This window comes from Streptomyces smyrnaeus, from assembly GCF_017676345.1.
Lineage (GTDB): Bacteria > Actinomycetota > Actinomycetes > Streptomycetales > Streptomycetaceae > Streptomyces > Streptomyces smyrnaeus.
In genome coordinates, this window is sequence record NZ_JAFFZM010000009.1 from 157,896 (window position 1) to 176,613 (window position 18,718).

At 72.8% G+C, this 18,718-nt stretch carries 16 protein-coding genes and 1 riboswitch; of the genes, 12 read left to right on the plus strand and 4 right to left on the minus strand.

The window, feature by feature from the left end; all coding sequences use genetic code 11:
* Positions 1-177: 177 nt before the first annotated feature.
* The gene (locus tag JW613_RS16800) at positions 178-729 is read left to right on the plus strand and encodes a GNAT family N-acetyltransferase (protein ID WP_209211618.1); all 552 of its coding nucleotides are present in this window, start codon (positions 178-180) and stop codon (positions 727-729) included.
* Here JW613_RS16800 and JW613_RS16805 read toward each other — a convergent pair.
* Both JW613_RS16805 and JW613_RS16810 read right to left on the minus strand, forming a co-directional pair.
* On the minus strand, positions 702-2,090 hold the full coding sequence (locus JW613_RS16805; RefSeq protein ID WP_209211619.1) for a uracil-xanthine permease family protein: 1,389 nt from the start codon (positions 2,088-2,090) through the stop codon (positions 702-704). The two genes, JW613_RS16800 and JW613_RS16805, sit on opposite strands and share 28 nt — an antisense overlap.
* Before the next feature lie 145 nt (positions 2,091-2,235).
* The gene (locus tag JW613_RS16810) at positions 2,236-3,348 is read right to left on the minus strand and encodes an MFS transporter (protein WP_372447955.1); all 1,113 of its coding nucleotides are present in this window, start codon (positions 3,346-3,348) and stop codon (positions 2,236-2,238) included.
* A 517-nt stretch (positions 3,349-3,865) separates the two neighbouring features.
* A riboswitch (FMN riboswitch) is annotated at positions 3,866-3,996 on the plus strand.
* Between the two features lie 211 nt (positions 3,997-4,207).
* Here JW613_RS16810 and ribD point away from each other — a divergent pair.
* The 10 genes from ribD (at position 4,208) to JW613_RS16860 (ending at position 13,420) form a co-directional block, all read left to right on the plus strand.
* A complete protein-coding gene (gene ribD / locus JW613_RS16815; RefSeq protein WP_209211751.1) occupies positions 4,208-5,401 on the plus strand; it encodes a bifunctional diaminohydroxyphosphoribosylaminopyrimidine deaminase/5-amino-6-(5-phosphoribosylamino)uracil reductase RibD in 1,194 nt (397 codons plus the stop codon).
* On the plus strand, positions 5,402-6,052 hold the full coding sequence (locus JW613_RS16820; protein ID WP_209211621.1) for a riboflavin synthase: 651 nt from the start codon (positions 5,402-5,404) through the stop codon (positions 6,050-6,052).
* Complete coding sequence (locus tag JW613_RS16825) at positions 6,049-6,729, plus strand: nicotinamide mononucleotide transporter family protein (protein WP_099878596.1); 681 nt, start codon at positions 6,049-6,051, stop codon at positions 6,727-6,729. Before JW613_RS16820 ends, JW613_RS16825 begins: the two co-directional genes overlap by 4 nt.
* Positions 6,730-6,800: 71 nt before the next feature.
* Positions 6,801-8,162, plus strand: coding sequence for a bifunctional 3,4-dihydroxy-2-butanone-4-phosphate synthase/GTP cyclohydrolase II (locus tag JW613_RS16830; RefSeq protein WP_245225793.1), 1,362 nt, complete (start codon positions 6,801-6,803; stop codon positions 8,160-8,162).
* 135 nt (positions 8,163-8,297) lie between these two features.
* Positions 8,298-8,783: a 6,7-dimethyl-8-ribityllumazine synthase gene (gene ribH, locus JW613_RS16835; protein ID WP_099878594.1), complete on the plus strand. Its 486-nt coding sequence runs from the start codon at positions 8,298-8,300 to the stop codon at positions 8,781-8,783.
* A 34-nt stretch (positions 8,784-8,817) separates the two neighbouring features.
* Positions 8,818-9,090: a phosphoribosyl-ATP diphosphatase gene (locus tag JW613_RS16840; RefSeq protein ID WP_185016298.1), complete on the plus strand. Its 273-nt coding sequence runs from the start codon at positions 8,818-8,820 to the stop codon at positions 9,088-9,090.
* A gap of 57 nt (positions 9,091-9,147) precedes the next feature.
* Positions 9,148-9,996, plus strand: a complete 849-nt coding sequence (hisG, locus tag JW613_RS16845; RefSeq protein WP_209211622.1) for an ATP phosphoribosyltransferase — start codon at positions 9,148-9,150, stop codon at positions 9,994-9,996.
* Between the two features lie 19 nt (positions 9,997-10,015).
* Entirely contained in the window at positions 10,016-10,519 is a 504-nt protein-coding gene (locus JW613_RS16850; protein ID WP_209211623.1) for a PH domain-containing protein, read from the plus strand.
* A gap of 202 nt (positions 10,520-10,721) precedes the next feature.
* A complete protein-coding gene (locus JW613_RS16855) occupies positions 10,722-12,173 on the plus strand; it encodes a hemolysin family protein (RefSeq protein ID WP_209211624.1) in 1,452 nt (483 codons plus the stop codon).
* Positions 12,170-13,420 (plus strand): hemolysin family protein, encoded by a 1,251-nt coding sequence (locus tag JW613_RS16860; protein WP_209211625.1) that lies wholly within the window; start codon positions 12,170-12,172, stop codon positions 13,418-13,420. The genes JW613_RS16855 and JW613_RS16860 overlap by 4 nt, the downstream gene beginning before the upstream one ends.
* On the opposite strand, the gene JW613_RS16865 is transcribed toward JW613_RS16860, so the two are convergent.
* Positions 13,341-15,521 (minus strand): AAA family ATPase, encoded by a 2,181-nt coding sequence (locus JW613_RS16865; protein ID WP_209211626.1) that lies wholly within the window; start codon positions 15,519-15,521, stop codon positions 13,341-13,343. The genes JW613_RS16860 and JW613_RS16865 overlap by 80 nt on opposite strands.
* Before the next feature lie 377 nt (positions 15,522-15,898).
* Complete coding sequence (locus JW613_RS16870; protein WP_209211627.1) at positions 15,899-16,540, minus strand: uridine kinase family protein; 642 nt, start codon at positions 16,538-16,540, stop codon at positions 15,899-15,901.
* A gap of 257 nt (positions 16,541-16,797) precedes the next feature.
* Between JW613_RS16870 and JW613_RS16875 the strand changes: the two genes are divergently transcribed.
* Positions 16,798-18,207, plus strand: coding sequence for a C39 family peptidase (locus tag JW613_RS16875; RefSeq protein WP_209211628.1), 1,410 nt, complete (start codon positions 16,798-16,800; stop codon positions 18,205-18,207).
* Positions 18,208-18,718: the final 511 nt, after the last annotated feature.

An 18,718-nucleotide genomic window follows, 5' to 3' on the forward strand; every position in this document is an offset into this window, starting at 1 on the left:
GATGGGGGCAGCCCCGCCCGTACGGCCCCCGGACGGAGGACGGATCCGCTGCCGGCAAGCCGTCCGCAAGCCGCCTGCCGGCCGTCGGTGAGCCGTCGGCAAGCCCTCGGCAAGCCCTGGGCAAGCCGTCGGTAATGCGGGTGCGGTGCGGTGTGCGGGCGTGATACGCCACCTGTCATGACCGACGCCCTTGCCGCAGTTGCCGATCTGCACACCGAACGCCTCGTACTGCACCCCATGACACCCGAGGAGGCCGAGCGCGTGGTGGCCGAGACGCCGGGCGCCGGCGATCTGTGGGGGCCCGAGTACCCGGACGCGATGGACGTGGAGGGCGCCACGGACCTGCTGAAGGCGTGCGCGACCACGGGCGACCCGCGCCCCTTCGGCAACTACGAGATACGGCGCCGCACCGACGGCCGCGCCATCGGCGGCATCGGCTTCAACCGGACACCCGATGCCGAGGGCACCGTCACCGTCGGCTACTCCCTCAACGCCTCGGCACGCGGCAAGGGTTACGCCTCCGAGGCCCTGCGCGCCCTGCTCGCCTTCGCCTGGTCCCGGGGCGTCACCCTGGTCCAGGCCGACGCCGATCTCGACAACCTCGCCTCGCAGCATGTGATGACGGCCGTCGGCATGCGGGTGGTGGGGGAGGACCACCGGGTCCGGTACTTCGAGATGAGGGCGCCGGGCGAGGGCGCCGCTCAGCTCGGTTCCTGGCCCTCGTCGTAACCGCTGGTGCCCTCGTCCAGCAGCGGCTCCTGGGCCTTGAGGTGCGGCGGGGCCAGCGCCTTGAGGGCGTGGTAGCCGGTGAGGACGACGAGCGTGCCCAGGGCGATGCCGCCGAGTTCGAAGTTGTCGGTGAACTTCAGGTCGACGCCGCCGATGCCGATGATGATGCCCGCCGCGACCGGCACCAGATTCAGCGGATTGCGCATGTCCACACCGTTGTTGATCCAGATCTGCGCGCCGAGCAGCCCGATCATGCCGTAGAGGATCACGGTGATACCGCCGAGCACTCCGCCCGGGATGGCAGCCACCACGGCCCCGAACTTGGGGCAGAGCCCGAAGAGCAGCGCGAAGCAGGCGGCGGCCCAGTAGGCGGCCGTCGAGTAGACCCGGGTCGCGGCCATGACGCCGATGTTCTCCGAGTACGTCGTCGTGGCCGGACCGCCGAATGCCGTCGACAGCACGCTGCCGGCCCCGTCCGCGGAGATCGCGGTGCCGAGCTTGTCGTCCAGCGGGTCGCCGGTCATCTCACCGACCGCCTTGACGTGCCCCGCGTTCTCGGCCACCAGCGCGATCACCACCGGCAGCGCCACCAGGACGGGCGACCAGGAGAATTCGGGGGCGTGCACGGAGGGCAGTCCGAACCAGTCGGCCTTGCCCACGGCCGACAGGTCCAGGCGCCAGTGGTCCACCGTCTTGCCGCCGGCGTCCGGGGAATGGATCCGGCCGAAGACCGTGTCGAACGCCCACGACATCAGATAGCCGGCCACCAGCCCCAGGAAGATCGCGATCCGCGACCAGAAGCCGCGCAGGCACACCACCGCGAGTCCGGTCAGCAGCATGGTCAGCAGCGCCGTCCACTGGTCCTGCGGCCAGTACGTCGAAGCGGTGACCGGGGCGAGATTGAAGCCGATCAGCATGACGACCGCGCCGGTCACCACGGGCGGCATCACCGCGTGGATGATCCGCGCGCCGAACTTCTGCACGGCCAGACCGACGAGGAAGAGTACGGCGCCGACCACCAGGATCGCGCCGGTCACCGTGGCGCTGCTGCCGCCCTGGCCGCGGATGACCGCGGCCACCCCCACGAAGGAGAGGCTGCATCCCAGATAGCTCGGCACCCGGCCGCGGGTCGCCAGCAGGAAGACCATCGTCGCGAGCCCGGACATCATGATCGCCAGGTTCGGGTCCAGCCCCATGAGGACCGGGGCCACGAAGCTGGCACCGAACATCGCCACCACGTGCTGGGCGCCGAGCCCCGCCGTGCGCGGCCACGACAGCCGCTCGTCCGGGCGCACCACCGCACCGGGCGCCGGGACGCGCCCGTCGCCGTGCACCGTCCACCGCACGCCGAGCCCGCGCATGCCGCTCCGTCCCTTGGCCGATTTTGATCGCCGCACATACTAGTCCGACCGCTCATGGCCCGGCGCCGCGGTGGAGGGCGCCCCGAAGAGGTGCGGGATACCGCTCCACCGGCCTTCGGCCGGGAGGGGCCCGTGGGGCGCTCCGTCAGGTGCGCAGCACCCTCGCTCCGGCCACCAGGCCCAGCAGCAGCGCGGTGACGACGCCGAAGGACACCGACAGCGAGGTCGACTCGGCGATCCAGCCGACGACGGCGGGTGCGGCCAGCCCGGAGGCGTAGGCCAGGGTGGCGACTCCCGCGATGGCCTGGCCGGGGGCGGCCGTGGCGGTGCGGCCGGCCGCCGCGAAGCACAGCGGGACGACCACCGCGATCCCGACCCCGACCAGGGCGAACCCGGCGACGGCCGCGGCCGGTGTCCGTGCGGCGACCACCAGCGCGGCGCCCGCTGTGGCGAGCACACCGCCCACCCGTACCGTCGCCACCGGGCCGAACCGGCGCACCACGGCGTCGCCCGACAGCCGGGCGAGGGCCATCGTGCAGGCGAAGGCCGTGTAGGCGGAGGCGGCCAGACCGGGTTCGGCGTCCGTCACATCGGCCAGATAGATACCGGACCAGTCCATCGAGGCGCCCTCGGCGAACACCGCGCAGAAGCCGAGCAGCCCGATCGCCAGCACCCCGCGCGAGGGCAGCGCGAAGCGGGGCGGGGCCTCGGCCTCGTCCTCGCCGCCCGATCCGGCAGCCGGAAGCTCGGCGCCGCGGTCGTCCTCCCCGGGGGTCCACCGGGCCGCGACCACCGCCACCGCGGCCAGCACCGGGGCGGCGGCCCCCAGGTGCCACCGCCCGTCCAGCCCGGCGTGCGCGGCGACCACGCCTCCCGCGCCGCCCAGCAGCGTCCCCACGCTCCACAGTCCGTGCAGCCCGGACATCACGGAGCGGCCGTACTCCGCCTCGACCCGCACGCCCTGGGCGTTCATCGCGACGTCCATCAGGCCGAGCCCGCAGCCGTACACGAACAGCGCCAGGCACAGCCAGCCCAGGGCGGGGGCCAGCGGCGGCAGCACCAGACCGGCGCAGCAGGCCAGCGAGACGGCGGCGAGTGCGCGGCGCGGGCCGTAGCGGTGTGCCAGCCGCGCGGAGAGCGGCATGGCCGCGGAGGCCCCGGCCGTCATGAACACCAGCGCCAGGCCCAGCCAGCCCGGGCTCAGCTCCAGATGTTCGCGGAGCCATGGGATGCGGGTGGCGAAGGTGCCGCTCGCCATCCCGTGCACCGCGAAGACGACCGAGACCGCCACCCTTCCGGCCCGTGCGGCCGGTGCCGGGCACCCGGCGATGCCGGATTCCGCCGGGTGCCCGGGCGGGCCGGACCCGGTTCCCCCGTGCGGCGCCGTCCCGGGGTGCGGCTGAGTCCCGCCGTGCACCCCCGCTCCCGCGCGCTGCCCCGCCCCCGCCCGCGGCTGCGGACCGGCGTTCGGCTCCGGCCCGTCGTCACCTGTCCGCATCTCGTCTCCCTGCCGCACCCGTGCCGCCCCCCGAGCCGTCCGTACCGTGCACCCATGACCGTCCCGCTGCCGCACCGGCGCCACGGCCGCGGGTACGGGCCCGCGCAGATCGTGCCCCGATCGGGTAGCGCTCGAACTCCTGCGGTGGCTGCCGACGCATGTGGTGCGACGTGGCTGCTGTGAGTCACCACACAGGCTCCGCTCGCATGGTCCCCGCCCCGGCGTGGCAGACTTGTGGGTATCTCCCGGCCACTGGCTGGGGGAGTACCAGTGACGTCAGCGCACTCCGGGGTCGGTGAAAGTCCGAACCGGCGGTTACAGTCCGCGACCCGGCCGCAGCCAGCGGTCGGTTGACCAGGTGAGATTCCTGGACCGACGGTGAAAGTCCGGATGGGAGGCAGTGCGCGGCGGACCGCGAACCGGTGCACCGCCGAGGTTGCGGTCCCGTTCCGGAGCGAGCAGCAGCGCCGGAGTGGGATCTTGACCGTCCCGGCAGGTCGTTCCCCGCGCGTCCGTCCCAAGTCCCGCAGCGCCCCGGAGTCCGTGCCCGAAGAGGCAGGAGGACCCGGTGGCCCCCCACCCCCAGGCGCCGTACGCGCCGCAGGCGGAGCGCGACGCGATGCGCCGTGCCATCGCTCTTGCCGCGCGGGGACTCGGCTCCACCAGCCCCAACCCCGTCGTCGGCTGTGTCGTCCTCGACCAGGCCGGGCGCACCGTGGGGGAGGGCTGGCACCAGCGGGCCGGCGGCCCGCACGCCGAGGTCCATGCGCTTGCCGAGGCGGGCGAGGACGCGCGTGGCGGCACCGCTGTCGTCACTCTCGAACCCTGCGACCACACCGGACGCACCGGCCCCTGCTCGCAGGCGCTCATCGACGCGGGCGTCTCCCGTGTCGTCTACGCCGTCTCCGACCCCACTCCGGGCGCCGCGGGCGGCGCGCTGTCGCTCGCCGCGGCCGGTATCGACGTCGAGGGCGGCCTGCTGGCCGACGAGGCGGCTGCGGGCAACGCCGCCTGGCTGACCTCCGAACTGCACGGCCGCCCGTACGTGACCTGGAAGTACGCCGCCTCGCTCGACGGCCGCACCGCTGCCGCCGACGGCTCCAGCCGCTGGATCACCTCCGCCGAGGCCCGTGCGGATGTGCACCGGCTGCGCGCCGAGTCCGACGCCGTCCTGGTCGGCTCCGGTACGGCCCGCGCCGACGACCCGCAGCTGGCCGTCCGCGACGTCCCCGGCGCCGTTCAGCCGCTCCGCGTCGTCGTCGACACCGAGGCGACCGTCGTCAGCGCCGGAGCGCGGGTTCTCGACGACGTGGCACCCACGCTGATCGCCGTCGCACAGGACGCCGACACCGCCGCGTTGGAGGCCGCCGCCGGCGCGAGCCCGGCCGAGGTGCTGCGGCTGCCCCGGGCGGCGGACGGCGGACCGGGGCTCGACCTGGACGCGCTGCTGACGGCCCTGCAGACCCGCGACGTGCGCGCCGTACTGCTGGAGGGCGGCGCCACCCTGGCCGGCTCCTTCGTCTCCGCCGGGCTGGTCGACCGGGTGGTCGGCTACATCGCCCCCGTACTGCTGGGCGCGGGGCCGCCCGCGTTGGGGGAGGCCGGAATCAGCACCGTCGCACAGGCGTTGCGGCTCACCGTGAGCGACACCGTGCGGCTCGGCCCGGACCTGCGGATCACCGCGGTCGGCAGCACCGCGCCGCAGACGGCCCGCACGGTCGCCGCCGCCGTGCCCACCGCCGCCGCCCCCACCACCGTCACTGCCGAGCGGGCCGAGCGGTCCCCGCAGTCCCAGCAGACCGAGGAGTCCTGAGTGTTCACCGGAATCGTGGAAGAACTGGGCGAGGTCGTCGCCGTCGAGGAGCAGGGCGCCTCCGCCCGGCTGCGACTGCGCGGACCGCGCGTCACCGCCGACGCACGGCACGGCGACTCGATCGCCGTCAACGGCGTGTGCCTGACCGTCGTCGAGACCGGCGACGGCGAGTTCTCCGCCGACGTCATGGCCGAGACGCTGCACCGCTCCAGTCTCGGGGCGCTCACCGTGGGCTCGCCCGTCAACCTGGAGCGTCCCCTGGCGCTCGGCGGGCGGCTGGACGGCCACCTCGTCCAGGGCCACGTCGACGGCACCGGCACCATCACGGCACGGCACGACGCGGACAGCGGCACGGACATCACCATCGGCCTGCCCGAGGGGATGAGCCGGTACCTGGTCGAGAAGGGCTCCATCACCGTCGACGGCATCAGCCTCACGGTCGTGGAGGCCGCCGAGGACCACTTCACCGTCTCCCTCATCCCCACCACGCTGGCGCTCACCACACTCGGCACCAAGCAGCCCGGCGACCCGGTCAACCTGGAGGTCGACGTGCTGGCCAAGTACGTCGAGCGGCTGCTGGGCGCCTCCGCGCGCAACGCCCCGCAGCCGCTGGACGAGACGCTCTCGCAGCAGAGCGAGGCGACCCGATGAGCGGCTTCCACTGGCTGAACCAGGAGGCGTTCTCGGCCTTCGGCCAGCACGTCATCTGGTCCGACATGCTCGGCAACCTCATGGGGCTGCTCGGGCTGGCGCTGGGCTGGCGGCGCTCCATAGGCACCTGGCCCGTGCAACTGCTGTCCGGGCTGATACTCGTGGGTGCCTTCGCCTCCGCCCAGCTGGCGGGCGGCGTCGGAAAGCAGCTCCTGGTCATGGCGGTCGCGCTGTGGGGCTGGCGCCAGTGGCGGCGCGGCAAGCAGCAGGCGCAGGACGGATCCATCGCCGTACGGTTCGCCACCTGGCGCGAACGCGGTCTGCTGGCGCTCGGCACCGCGCTGGGCACCGCCGCCGTCGGCACCCTCTTCACCCTCGTCCCGGCCCTCTCCTGGAGCCCCTGGGCGGACGCCTACATCTTCGTCGGCACGCTGGCGGCCATGGTGGCCCAGGCCCGCGGACTGGTGGAGTTCTGGTTCGCCTGGCTGCTGGTGGACGTGGTCGGCGTGCCGCTCGCCTTCAGCAGCGGGCTGGCCTTCTCCGGCCTGGTCTACGTCGTCTACCTCGGCCTCGTCCTGTGGGGCCTGCGCGCCTGGTGGCAGCGCTCCCGGGTGGACGCCCGCGCGGCCGCCGTCAGCACGGAGCCCGCGCTCAACTCCGCCGGAGCGGCGCTGTGAACGCCGGCCGGAGCCGCGCAGCGGACGCCGAGCACGCCACCGAAGCGCACCACCAAGGAAGGAGCACGCCCATGACCGCGCTGCCGAACTGGTACGACGCGCCACCCGCCCCACGCGTCCCGGCCCCGGAGGAACCGGCGGAGGCGGACGGGGCGTTCGTGCTCACCCTCGACCCCGTGGCGGAGGCGATCCGGGACATCGGCGAGGGCCGCCCGGTCGTGGTCGTCGACGACGAGAGCCGGGAGAACGAGGGCGACCTGGTGATGGCCGCCGAGCTGATCACCCCCGAGGCCGTCGCCTTCATGATGAGCGAGTGCCGCGGGCTGATCTGCACCCCGATGGAAGGGGCCGACCTCGACCGGCTGGCGCTGCCGCAGATGGTCGCCGAGAACACCGAGTCCATGGGCACCGCGTTCACCGTCACCGTCGACGCGACCAGCGCCCACGGCGTCACCACCGGCATCTCGGCGGCCGACCGCGCCGCCACCATCCGGCTGCTCGCCGACCCCGACACCACACCGCGGGACTTCGTCCGCCCCGGGCACGCCTTCCCGCTGCGCGCCAAGCCCGGCGGGGTGCTCTCCCGCGCCGGGCACACCGAGGCGGGTGTGGACCTGGCCCGGCTGGCGGGGCTGCGGCCGGCCGCAGCCATCGTGGAGATCGCGGGCGAGGACGGCACCATGCTGCGGTTGCCCGAGCTGGTGCCGTTCGCGCGCAAGCACGGGCTGCGGATCATCTCCATCGAGGACCTGATCGCCTACCGCCGCTCCGCCGAGCCCACCGTGCGTCGGGAGGCCGCGACGCGGCTGCCCACCCGGCACGGCGAGTTCCGTGCCTACGGCTACCGCTCCATCGTGGACGGGGTGGAGCACATCGCGCTGGTCACCGGCGACATCACCGGCCCGGGTGACCTCGCGCGCTCCGCCGGCGGCGAGGACGTGCTCGTACGGGTGCATTCCGAGTGCCTGACCGGGGACGTCTTCGGCTCCCAGCGGTGCGACTGCGGACCGCAGCTGGAGGCGTCCTTGGAGCGCGTCCAGCGGGAGGGCCGGGGGATCGTGCTCTATCTGCGCGGGCACGAGGGCCGGGGCATCGGACTGCTGTCCAAGCTGCGCGCCTACGAGCTGCAGGAGCGCGGTCGCGACACCCTCGACGCCAACCTCGAACTGGGCCTCCCGGCGGACGCGCGCGACTACGCGGCGGCCGCGCAGATCCTCACCGACCTGGGCGTGAAGTCCCTGCGGCTGATGACCAACAACCCGGAGAAGACCGCCGCGATGGTGCGGCACGGGCTGCGCGTCACCGGTCGGGAGCCGATGCCGGTGCAGGCGGGGGAGCACAACCTGCGCTATCTGCGCACCAAGCGCGACCGGATGGGCCACGACCTGCCGTGGCTGGACGCCGAGCGCACCTCCCCGTGCGGCACGCAGTGACCGGCGGGTCACCCCGTCCCGGCCCGAGGGCCGACAGCGCCGGCACCCGTCACCAGCCGCACCGGCACCCCTTCCCCAGAGCGTCAGCACCCACTTCCAGTACGACCAGCAACCACTTCGAGCACGAGGAGCACCGTGAGCGGCAAGGGCGCACCTGAACTGACCGTCAAGAACTGCCAGGACCTGCGCGTGGCCGTGGTCGCCGCGCAGTGGCACCAGCAGGTCATGGACGGCCTCGTCGACGGCGCCCTGCGGGCGCTGGGCGAGCTGGGCATCGACGAGCCCACCCTGCTGCGCGTCCCGGGCAGCTTCGAGCTGCCCGTCGTCGCCAAGGTCCTCGCCGACCGCGGCTACGACGCGATCGTGGCGCTCGGCGTCGTCATCCGGGGCGGCACCCCGCACTTCGACTACGTCTGCCAGGGCGTCACCCAGGGGCTCACCCAGGTGTCGGTCCGCACCGGCGTTCCGATCGGTTTCGGGGTGCTGACCTGTGACGACGAGGAGCAGGCCCTCGCTCGCGCCGGGCTGCCCGGCTCCACCGAGGACAAGGGCCACGAGGCGGTCACCGCAGCCGTGGCGACGGCTGCGACTCTGCGCACGGTCGCAGAGCCCTGGCGGTGAGCGGCCCGGGCCACCACGTAGGCTGTCAGGCACCATGGCGAACAAGACATTCGAGCAGCTCTTCGCCGAGCTGCAGCACAAGGCCGCCACCGGCGACCCGGCCACCTCCCGCACCGCCGAGCTCGCCTCGCAGGGCGTGCACGCCATCGGCAAGAAGATCGTGGAGGAGGCCGCCGAGGTCTGGATGGCCGCGGAGCACGAGGGCGACGAGCGCACCGCCGAGGAGATCTCGCAGCTCCTCTACCATCTGCAGGTGCTCATGGCCGCCAAGGGCCTCTCCCTCGACGACGTATACGCTCACCTTTGAGCCTCGCCCCGGCTCTTCGTCCGCTCCGCACACCCCCTTCACGAACAAAGGAAGCTCATGCTGCGCATCGCCGTCCCCAACAAGGGTTCCCTCTCCGGCCCTGCCGGGGAGATGCTGCATGAGGCCGGATACCAGCAGCGCAAGGCCACCAAGGAACTCGTCCTGGTGGACCCCGAGAACGAGGTCGAGTTCTTCTATCTGCGCCCCCGCGACATCGCGATCTACGTCAGCTCCGGGCGGCTCGACATCGGCATCACAGGCCGCGATCTGCTGCTGGACTCCGGGGCGCGGGCCGAGGAGGTGCTCCCCCTCGGCTTCGCCCGCTCGACCTTCCGCTACGCGGCCAAGCCCGGCACCGTCGACACGCTCGACGACCTGGCCGGGCTGACGGTCGCCACCTCCTACGAGGGCATCGTCGCCAAGCACCTGGCGGACAAGGGCATCGACGCCTCCGTCGTCCACCTGGACGGCGCTGTGGAGACGGCCATCGAGCTGGGCGTGGCACAGGTCATCGCGGACGTCGTGGAGACCGGTACCTCGCTGCGCAACGCCGGTCTGGAGATCGTCGGAGAGCCGATCCTGCAGTCCGAGGCCGTCGTCATCCGGCGCACCGGAGCCGACCCGAACGGCCCCAAGGTGCAGCAGTTCCTGCGCCGGCTGCAGGGCGTCCTGGTGGCCCGCAGCTACGTGATGATGGACTACGACATCCGCGCCGAGCACCTGGAGGCGGCCGTCGCGCTCACTCCCGGTCTGGAGTCGCCGACCATCTCCCCGCTGCACGACCAGGGCTGGGTCGCCGTCCGCTCCATGGTGCGTACCACCGAGGCGCAGCGGATCATGGACGATCTCTACGACCTGGGCGCCCGTGCCATCCTCACCACAGGCATCCACGCCTGCCGTCTGTGACCGCGACCGGAGCACGCTCATGACCGACAGCCCCCGGCATCCCGCGCTTCCCGTCACCTTCCGGCCCACCCGCACCCGCGCGGTGCTGCTGACGGCCGGTGTCGCCGTGTTCGTCGTCCTCACCGTCATCTCGCTGATGCTCCAGCTCGGCGGCGGGGAGCGGGCCAGCTTCATCTTCATGGCCGCGCTCTGCCTGGGGGTGCTGATGCTGCTGAGCCGTCCCAGGGTGACCGCGGACGAGGACGGGGTGACGGTCGTCAACCTCACGACCAAGCGGCACCTCGAATGGGCACAGGTGCTCGCCGTCCGGCTGCGGCCCGGCGACCCATGGGTCTCGCTGGACCTCGCGGACGGCACCAACCTGCCGGCCATGGGCATCCAGCCGGGCATCGCCAAGCAGCAGGCACTCGCCGACGCCCGTGCCCTGCGCGCTCTCGTCGACCTCAAGGGCACCCCGCAGGACAGCTCGAACGGAGCATCGCACGACGCCGCGGAGGACGCCGGTCAGGACCCCGGAAACTAGCCGCTTCCCGGCCCGGATCGGCAACCTCGGCCCGGTGCCGTGCGTCTTCGCGGGGTGCGGCGGAGTGTCTACTCTGTTGCACACCGGCATGAGCCGCCCCGCGCTCGCGCGGGCACCTGCGAACCGAGGAGTGACCACCTCCAGCGATGGACGGATCGTCCTGTAGTACGTGCGCCGCGTCCCGTCTCCATGGGGGCGTGGCATGACCCTCCCACTGCTGCTGCTCGGTGTGGCGTTTGCGCTCGTCCTCGCCAACGGCTTCTTCGTCGCCGCGGAGTTCGGGCTCGTCACCGTCGAGAAACCCGAGGCCGAACGCGCCGCCGCACAAGGCGACCGGAAGGCCCGCGCCGTCGTCCGGGCCCTGCGCGAGCTGTCCTTCCAGCTCTCCGGCACCCAGCTCGGCATCACCCTCACCTCCCTGGTCACCGGCATGCTCGCCGAGCCCGCGCTGGCCCGGCTGCTGGACGGCCCGCTGACCGCGATGGGGATACCGCGGGGCGCGGTCGGCGGGGTCGCCGTCGTCACCGGCATGCTGACCGCCTCCGCCGTCCAGATGGTCGTCGGCGAGCTGGTGCCCAAGAACTGGGCCGTGTCCCGGCCGTTGGCGGTGGCCCGGTTCGTCGCCGGCCCGCAGCGCCTCTTCTCCGGTACGTTCCGGCCGGTGATCGCGGGGCTGAACGCGGCGGCCAACCGGATGGTGCGGCTCTTCGGCGTCCAGCCCGCCCAGGAGCTGGCCTCCGCCCGCACCCCCGGTGAACTCGTCTCCCTCGCCCACCACTCGGCCCGCGCCGGAGCCCTCGAACAGGACACCGCCGACCTGTTCGTGCGCACCCTGGCGCTGGGCGGGCTGACGGCGCAGCACGTGATGACGCCCCGGGTACGGGTGAGCGCCCTGCAGGCGCTGGCCACCGCCGAGGACGTCCTCAACCTCACCCGCGCCACCGGGCTCTCCCGCTTCCCCGTCTACCAGGACACGCTGGACGAGGTCGTCGGCATGGTCCACCTCAAGGACGCCCTCGCGGTCCCCGCACACCGGCGGCTGCACACCCCCGCCGCCCGTATCGCCGTGCCCGCGCTGCTCGTCCCGCAGACCCTCCCCGTCCGGCCGCTGCTGGCCCGACTGCGCAGCGAGCAGCCCATCGCCGTCGTCGTGGACGAGTACGGCGGCACGGCGGGCGTCGTCACGCTGGAGGACATCGTCGAGGAGATCGTCGGCGAGGTACGCGACGAGCACGACGGACAGCTCTACGACGAACTGCCCGCGCTGGCCCCCGCGTCGCCCGACCCGGAGGGCCGCCCGGCGTGGGAGGCCGACGGCGGCTGCCGGGTGGGCGCGCTGCGCGGCATCGGCCTCGAAGCGCCCGAGGGGCCGTACGAGACCGTGGCCGGACTCGTCGCCGACCTGCTGGGCCGCATCCCGGTGCCCGGCGACACGGCGCGTCTGCGCGTGCCGGACGCCCGCACGGGGCAGGGCACGCCGGTGAGCGCGGGGGAGTGGCAGCTGCGGGTGCGGCACGTAGCACACCACCGCGCCGAGCGGGTCCGCATCGTCGCCCCCGACCGAGCCGGTTCCCCCGTCGGAGGCGGCCCTGCCGACCGCCTCGGCGGGGCTGCCCCGCGTCCGGCGCGCGACATGGAGGCGGCGGCGTCATGAGTGCCCTCCAACTTCTGTTCGCGGCACTGCTGGTGCTCGCCAACGGCTTCTTCGTCGGTGCCGAGTTCGCGCTCGTCTCCGTACGCCGCAGCCAGATCGAACCCCTCGCGGCCGCGGGCTCCCTGCGCGCGCGGCGGGTGCTGCGCGGGTTGGAGACGCTGCCGCAGATGATGGCGGCGGCGCAGTTCGGCATCACGGTGTGCTCGCTGACGCTGGGCGCGGTCGCCGAGCCGACGCTGGCGCATCTGCTGGAGCCCGCCTTCCACGCCGCACGGCTGCCCCAGGCGCTGGTGCACCCCGCGGGGTATGTGATCGCACTGGCGGTGGTGGTCTTCTTCCACCTGGTCGTGGGCGAGATGGTGCCCAAGAACCTCGCCATGGCCGCCCCCGAGCGCACCGCGCTGTGGCTCGGTCCCGCGCTGGTCGCCTTCGCGCGGCTGACCCGCCCGGTCACCGTGGCGCTGGGCGCGTGTTCGACCGTCATCCTGCGGCTCTTCCGGGTCGAGCCCAAGGACGAGGTGGCGGCGGCCTTCACCAGCGAGCAGCTCAACCAGCTGGTCGAGGACTCCGGACAGGCCGGCCTGCTGGAACCCGACGAACAGGAGCGGCTGGCCGACGCCCTGGAACTGGGCTCCCGGCCGCTGACCGAGGTGCTGCTGGGCCGTACGGAGCTGGTCACCGTCGGCATCGATGTCACCCCGCGCCAGGTGGAGGAGCTGACGGTACGCACCGGCTACTCCCGCTTCCCGGTACGCTCCGACGACGGTGGCTTCCTGGGGTATCTGCACGTCAAGGACGTACTCGACCTGGAGGAGGCCGACCGTGCGGTGCCGCAGCGGCTGTGGCGGCCCATGACCACACTGCGCGGCGAGCTGCCGCTGGACGACGCGCTCACCGCCATGCGGGCCGGCGCCTCGCATCTGGCGGCCGTCGCCGACGCCACGGGACGGGTGCTGGGCGTGGCGGCGCTGGAGGACGTGCTGGAGATGCTGGTCGGCGAGGTGCACGATCCCGCCCACACCGACCTGGCACGGGCCCGGCCCGACTCCGCCCCCGCTCCGGCGGGTGCCCTCGCCAGGTCCGGCGCCGCCGCTGCGGAATCCGCGCGTGCGCTGCCCGGTGCCCGACAGCTGCCCGGGGGCGGCGGTCCCGGTCCGGCGGACGGCCTCAGCCCAGCGGCGGCTGCGGGCCGGGACGAGGACCGTCAGGACCCCGCCCCGACAGCACCTCGCCGTACGCCTGCATGAGGTCGGGCAGCCGCAGCGTCGCCAGGTCGTCGCGCGTCGGGGTGCCCGAGTAGCCGGACAGCCGCAGATCGCGGTAGGCGCAGCTCTTCTCGTACAGGGTGCGCAGGAAGCGGCCGTTGCCCAGCTCGTCGATCCAGCCCTGGTCGACCACATGGCCGCTGATGCTGCGCAGCTCCTCCAGTGCCTCCTCGTCCCACACGTCGCCGTTGTCGGCGGCCAGCACCTCGCCGATCGCCGTCAGCTCCAGCGGCCGGTAGCTGGGAAAGTCCACCCGGGTCGTGAAGCGGGAGGACAGCCCCGGGTTGGCCGCCAGCAGCCGGTCCATGCCCTCCGGGTAGCCCGCCAGGATCACCACGAGCTGGTCCCGGTTGTCCTCGGCGCGCTTGAGCAGCACCTGCAGCGCCTCGTCGCCGTACGCGTCGCCCTTGGTGTAGCCGGAGTTGGAGAGCGCGTAGGCCTCGTCGACGAACAGCACCCCGCCGAGTGCCGAGTCGATCAGCTCGTTGGCCTTGACCGCTGTCTGCCCCAGGAACTCGCCCACCAGATCGGCGCGTTGGGCCTCGACCAGATGGTCGCCGCCCAGCAGCCCCAGCGCGTAGAACGCCCGGCCCAGGATGCGCGCCACCGTGGTCTTGCCCGTGCCGGAGGGACCGGAGAAGACGAAGTGCCGCTTCGGCGGCTGCACGGGCAGGCCCTGCCCGGCCCGCAGCCGCGCCATGTGCAACTGGGCCGACAGCGCCCGCACCTGGCGTTTGACCGGCTCCAGACCGACCATCCGCTCCAACTCCTCCAGCGCCTGCGCCAGCAGCACCGGATCGGAGGGGCCCGCCGGCAGCCTGCCGTCGCCGTCCCGGCCGCCGCCGAGGGCGGCACGCTCCCGCAGCACGCTGCTGTCCACCCGGACCGGCTCGGCGGGGTCGCCGGAGTCCTCCAGACGGAGTCCGTCGGCCTCCGGGTCCACCACCGGGTCGGCGGACTCGGCCGCGTCACCCATCCCCGCATCCGAACCGTCGCGCGGGGCACCGGGACCTTCGCTGCCCGGCTGAGCGCCGCCGGACAGTTCGGCCGCGTCCCGGCGGAACCCGGCGTCGTCGGGCAGCCCGGGTACGTTCCGGGGCACCGTGCCAGCGTCGCGGAGGCTCCGGTCCGGGTCCCCGGGAGCGGCGCCGTTGGACGGATCGGCCGGGTCCGGCGGCTGTGCCGGGTCGCCGGGCGACTCGGGCCCGCGGTCGAAGAGCTCCTGGGCCGCGCCGTCCCCGGCTCCGTCCGGCCCGCCCAGGCCGCCGGAGAGGACGGCAGCCGCCAGGTCCTCCACCGTGCCGCCCTGGCCGTCGCCCTCCGCGATGGTGGTCAGCCGGGCCGCCGTGTCCATGAACGTCGGGTCGATACGGTGCACGGCGCGGTACAGCGGCAGCGCTGCCGCGCTGCGGCCCGTGCCCTCGCGGGCGCGCGCCAGCCAGTAGCGCAACTCCTTGCGCTGCGGCTGCTCACTGCGGCAGCGCATCAGGGCGGCGGCCAGCAGCGGCTCGGCCTGCCCGTACATCTCCAGCCGTACCCGGGCCATGCCCGCGAAGAGCCCCGCCTCGATACCCAGCAGCGGGTCGTCCACCAGCGGCTCGGTGTGGGCGACCAGCCCCTCCCAGTCCTTGGCCAGGTAGGCGCGGCAGGCGTGCAGGAACCGCACCTGGGGATCGGTGTCCACCGGGGGGCATCCGGCCAGGGCGCGGTCGAGTTCGGCGACGTGGCGGCCGTCCAGCCAGTGCGAGGCGTGCGCCAGCAGCAGGTCGCGTTCGTGTTCGAGCACCGGCTGCACCCACCAGCCCAGCCAGTACCAGGAGTTGAGGGTCAGTCCGTGCCGGGCCCGCTGTTCGCCGAAGCGGTCCCTGTGGTGGTACATCCGCAGCAGCGCGGTCGCGGTGTCGGCGCGCAGGGCGTGAAGTCCCAGCCAGGCGTCGGCCATCCCCGGATCGAGCCGTACGGCTGTCCGGAACTCCTCCTCGGCTTGGGCGTATCCACCGACGGTGTACGCATCCACCCCGCGAAGCCAGGCGAGTTCGGCCGGGGCGTGCAGGCCCTGGGGGTCCTGCGTGCCGAAGTTCATCACGTCCCCCACGAAACGTCCCCCGTCATCTGCCGGTTATCACCCGGGGTTCCCGCGCTGTTTCGCATCGTACCCGTGCTCAGGGCGCTGTCGAAGAGCGGCGTACGCGGCTTCCGGGGGCGCGGAACCGGCGGTCGCGGGAGCGCGGGTGGAGGTTGAGGAACTAAGGCTTCCGTAAAACCGCTACGAAGAGTAAGAGAAATGTAAATGCTCTGTTCCGCTTAACCGCTCCAGGGCAGAACGAAGCCCCCGGTCACGGGGGAACAACCGGGGGCTTCGCGTCTGAAGACGGCCTGCGTAGACCGCTTGTTGGAAAAGTAATCGGTCCGGCGCCAATGGTCAAGCCGCTCGGTTGCACTCAGTGCCGTTGATCGCTGTCAACTGCCACGAGTTATACGGAGGGTCATATTCGGCGGGGCCTCCGGCGCCCCAGCAACCCTTTCCCGTATCTCGTATCCCGGGTGTCCCTTGCCCGTTTCCCGCACCAGGAAGTCCGCGAACGGGCGGGACGGGTCGGCCGCGTAATGTGCGCGCTCCGCGGGGACCCAGCGGGCCCAGAAATCCCGCTGACCCGGACCGTCCCGCCGCCGGCCGCGCCGCCACGCCGCCTCCGGGGCCATATCGGCCCACAGCAGACAGGCCAGATACGGCCGCAGCGCCGCCCGGCCCGCGCCCACCCCCTCGATGAGGACGACCGGCGCGGGCGGCAGTACGACCTCGTCCGTGCGGGCGCGCGCCACCCAGTCGTACGCCACGTAGCGTGCAGGCACGCCCCGCCCCAGCGGCTCGATCACCTGTCCGAAGAGCAGCTCCGTCCAGTCGAACAGCGCCTGGTGGCTCGCCAGGTCGTCGAGGTGGAGCACCGGCGCCCCGCCGAGCAGCCCCGACAGCCGCCGGGCCAGTGTCGTCTTCCCGGAGCCGGCGTGCCCGTCCACGCCCACCAGCCGCACCGGGCCGCACGAGGCAGGCAGCGCGGCGAGTCGGTCGGCGAGCGCTTCAAGGGTGAGCGGAGCGGGCATTCCCCCAGCGTACGTCGCGGATCACCCGGATCGCTGTGCCGCATCGTCCCGCAGGACGGGAACACCGTGTCACTGGCCGGGCCAATGACGACGGCATGCCGAGCGGGCGAAGCTCTGGCACACGCCCTGCCGAGCCGCGATAGTTGGCTTCCGCGTACGGCCGGGTACGACCGCCGGGTACGACCGCGTACGACCTCGCACGACGCCGCACCACCTGTGACGACCGCCGCACCGACCCACGACTGGGGGCACTGAGCATGACCAGCAGATCCGCCAACCGCCGTACCGTCCTGGCCGCCGCCGTCGCCGCGGCGGCCTCGGCAGTCGCTGCTCCCACCGCCCTGGCAGCCGACAGCCGGTCGGGTGGAACCGTCGGCACCCACCGCCCCGGCCGCCCGGCCGGGCGCGGCCGGCCGGGAAAGGCGGGAAAGGTGGAGTTCCACGGCTGGTCCGGGCGGCGCGAGTGGGCCTCGGGCGAGACCAAGGGGACCCGGGTCCGCACCAGCGGACGCCCCGGCATCGTCCTCGCGTCCCCCGTCGGCAGCATCGGATACAAGGATCCGCACACCGGCAAGAAGGCCGACTGGGAGTACGCCACCTGGACCTCGCCCGCACACAGCTGCGCCGTACCCGCCGGTGAGGCCATCGCCTCCTGGAACGCCCACACCCCCAAGGGCACCTGGATCCGCATCGAGCTGCGCGGCACCTACTCGGACGGCAAGCAGACGCCCTGGTACACCATGGGCATCTGGACATCCGGCGACGGCGACGACGTCCCCCGCCGCACCTCGGTCGACGGCCAGAAGGACGGCAGGAGCACCATCTGGACCGACACCTTCTCCATCGACGACCTCGCGAGCGGGCTGCGCCTGAAGTCCTACCGGCTGCGGCTGACTCTCTACCGCGCCCCCGGCAGCAAGGCCACCCCCACCGTCTGGCGGGCCGGTGTGATGTGCTCCGACGTACCCGACCGCTTCGAGGTCCCCGCGTCCGAGCCCGGCCTCGGCAAGGCGGTCGAGCTGAAGGTCCCGCGCTACTCGCAGGAGATCCACAAGGGCCAGTACCCCGAGTACGACAACGGCGGCGAGGCGTGGTGCAGCCCCACCTCCTCACAGATGATCATCGAATACTGGGGCCGCAAGCCCACCGCCGAAGACCTCGCCTGGGTGAACCCCGACTACGCCGACCCCCAGGTCTGCCACGCCGCGCGCTACACCTTCGACTACCAGTACGAAGGCTGCGGCAACTGGCCCTTCAACGGCGCCTACGCCAGCACCTACCGGGACATGAACGCCGTCGTCACCCGGCTCAACTCCCTCAACGAGGCCGAGGAATTCGTCGCCGCGGGCATCCCCCTGATCACCTCGCAGTCCTTCATCGAATCCGAACTGGACGGCGCCGGCTACGGCACCGCGGGCCACCTGATGACCGTCATCGGCTTCACCGGATCCGGCGACGTCATCGCCAACGACCCCAACTCCCCGGACAACCCCTCGGTCCGCCACGTCTACAAGCGGCGTCAGTTCGAGAACATCTGGCTGCGGACCAAGCGGAAGAACGCCGACGGCAAGGTCGTCGGCGGTACCGGCGGGGTGTGCTACGTCTACTGGCCCGTCGACCCGACAGCGGCTCAGCGCCGGGTGCTGCGCAAGCACGGGCTGTGCTGAGCTCGCTGGGCAGGTGGTCGGCGGATGCCGTGGCCACCAGCTGACGGCAGTGCGCGTGGCCGTCCTGCGTCAGACGGCCGTGCTGGTCGACCGTGACCGACCTTGACCGAACGGTGCTCCAGCCAGTGGGACACCTCGTGGCTGGAGACACCGTTCGTCAGGGGTGCGGTGGCCAATTTGTGCCGTACCTCGGTAGATCGGGATACGGAATGGTGCCGGTCTCACGGGGAATGGGAAAGCGGGGCGCCGGCGTGAGCATGGGTTCGGGCAGCGGAACGTAGCGCCATGGCCCCTGTTTTCCGATGCTTGAGCGGGCCATACCGAACCAGGTAAGGAACTCCGCGCCCGTTCGTCCGTACTGCCTGGCGTCGCAGCCGAACGGAATCGGGGCCGAAGTCCCCTCGGCCAGTCCAAGCGTTTCACCGATCCGCAGGCCGCGGAGAAGCCATATCACCGGGGAGGGCGCGCTCGTCCACCGGCACGATGTGATGTGCCGGGATCATCGCCAAGC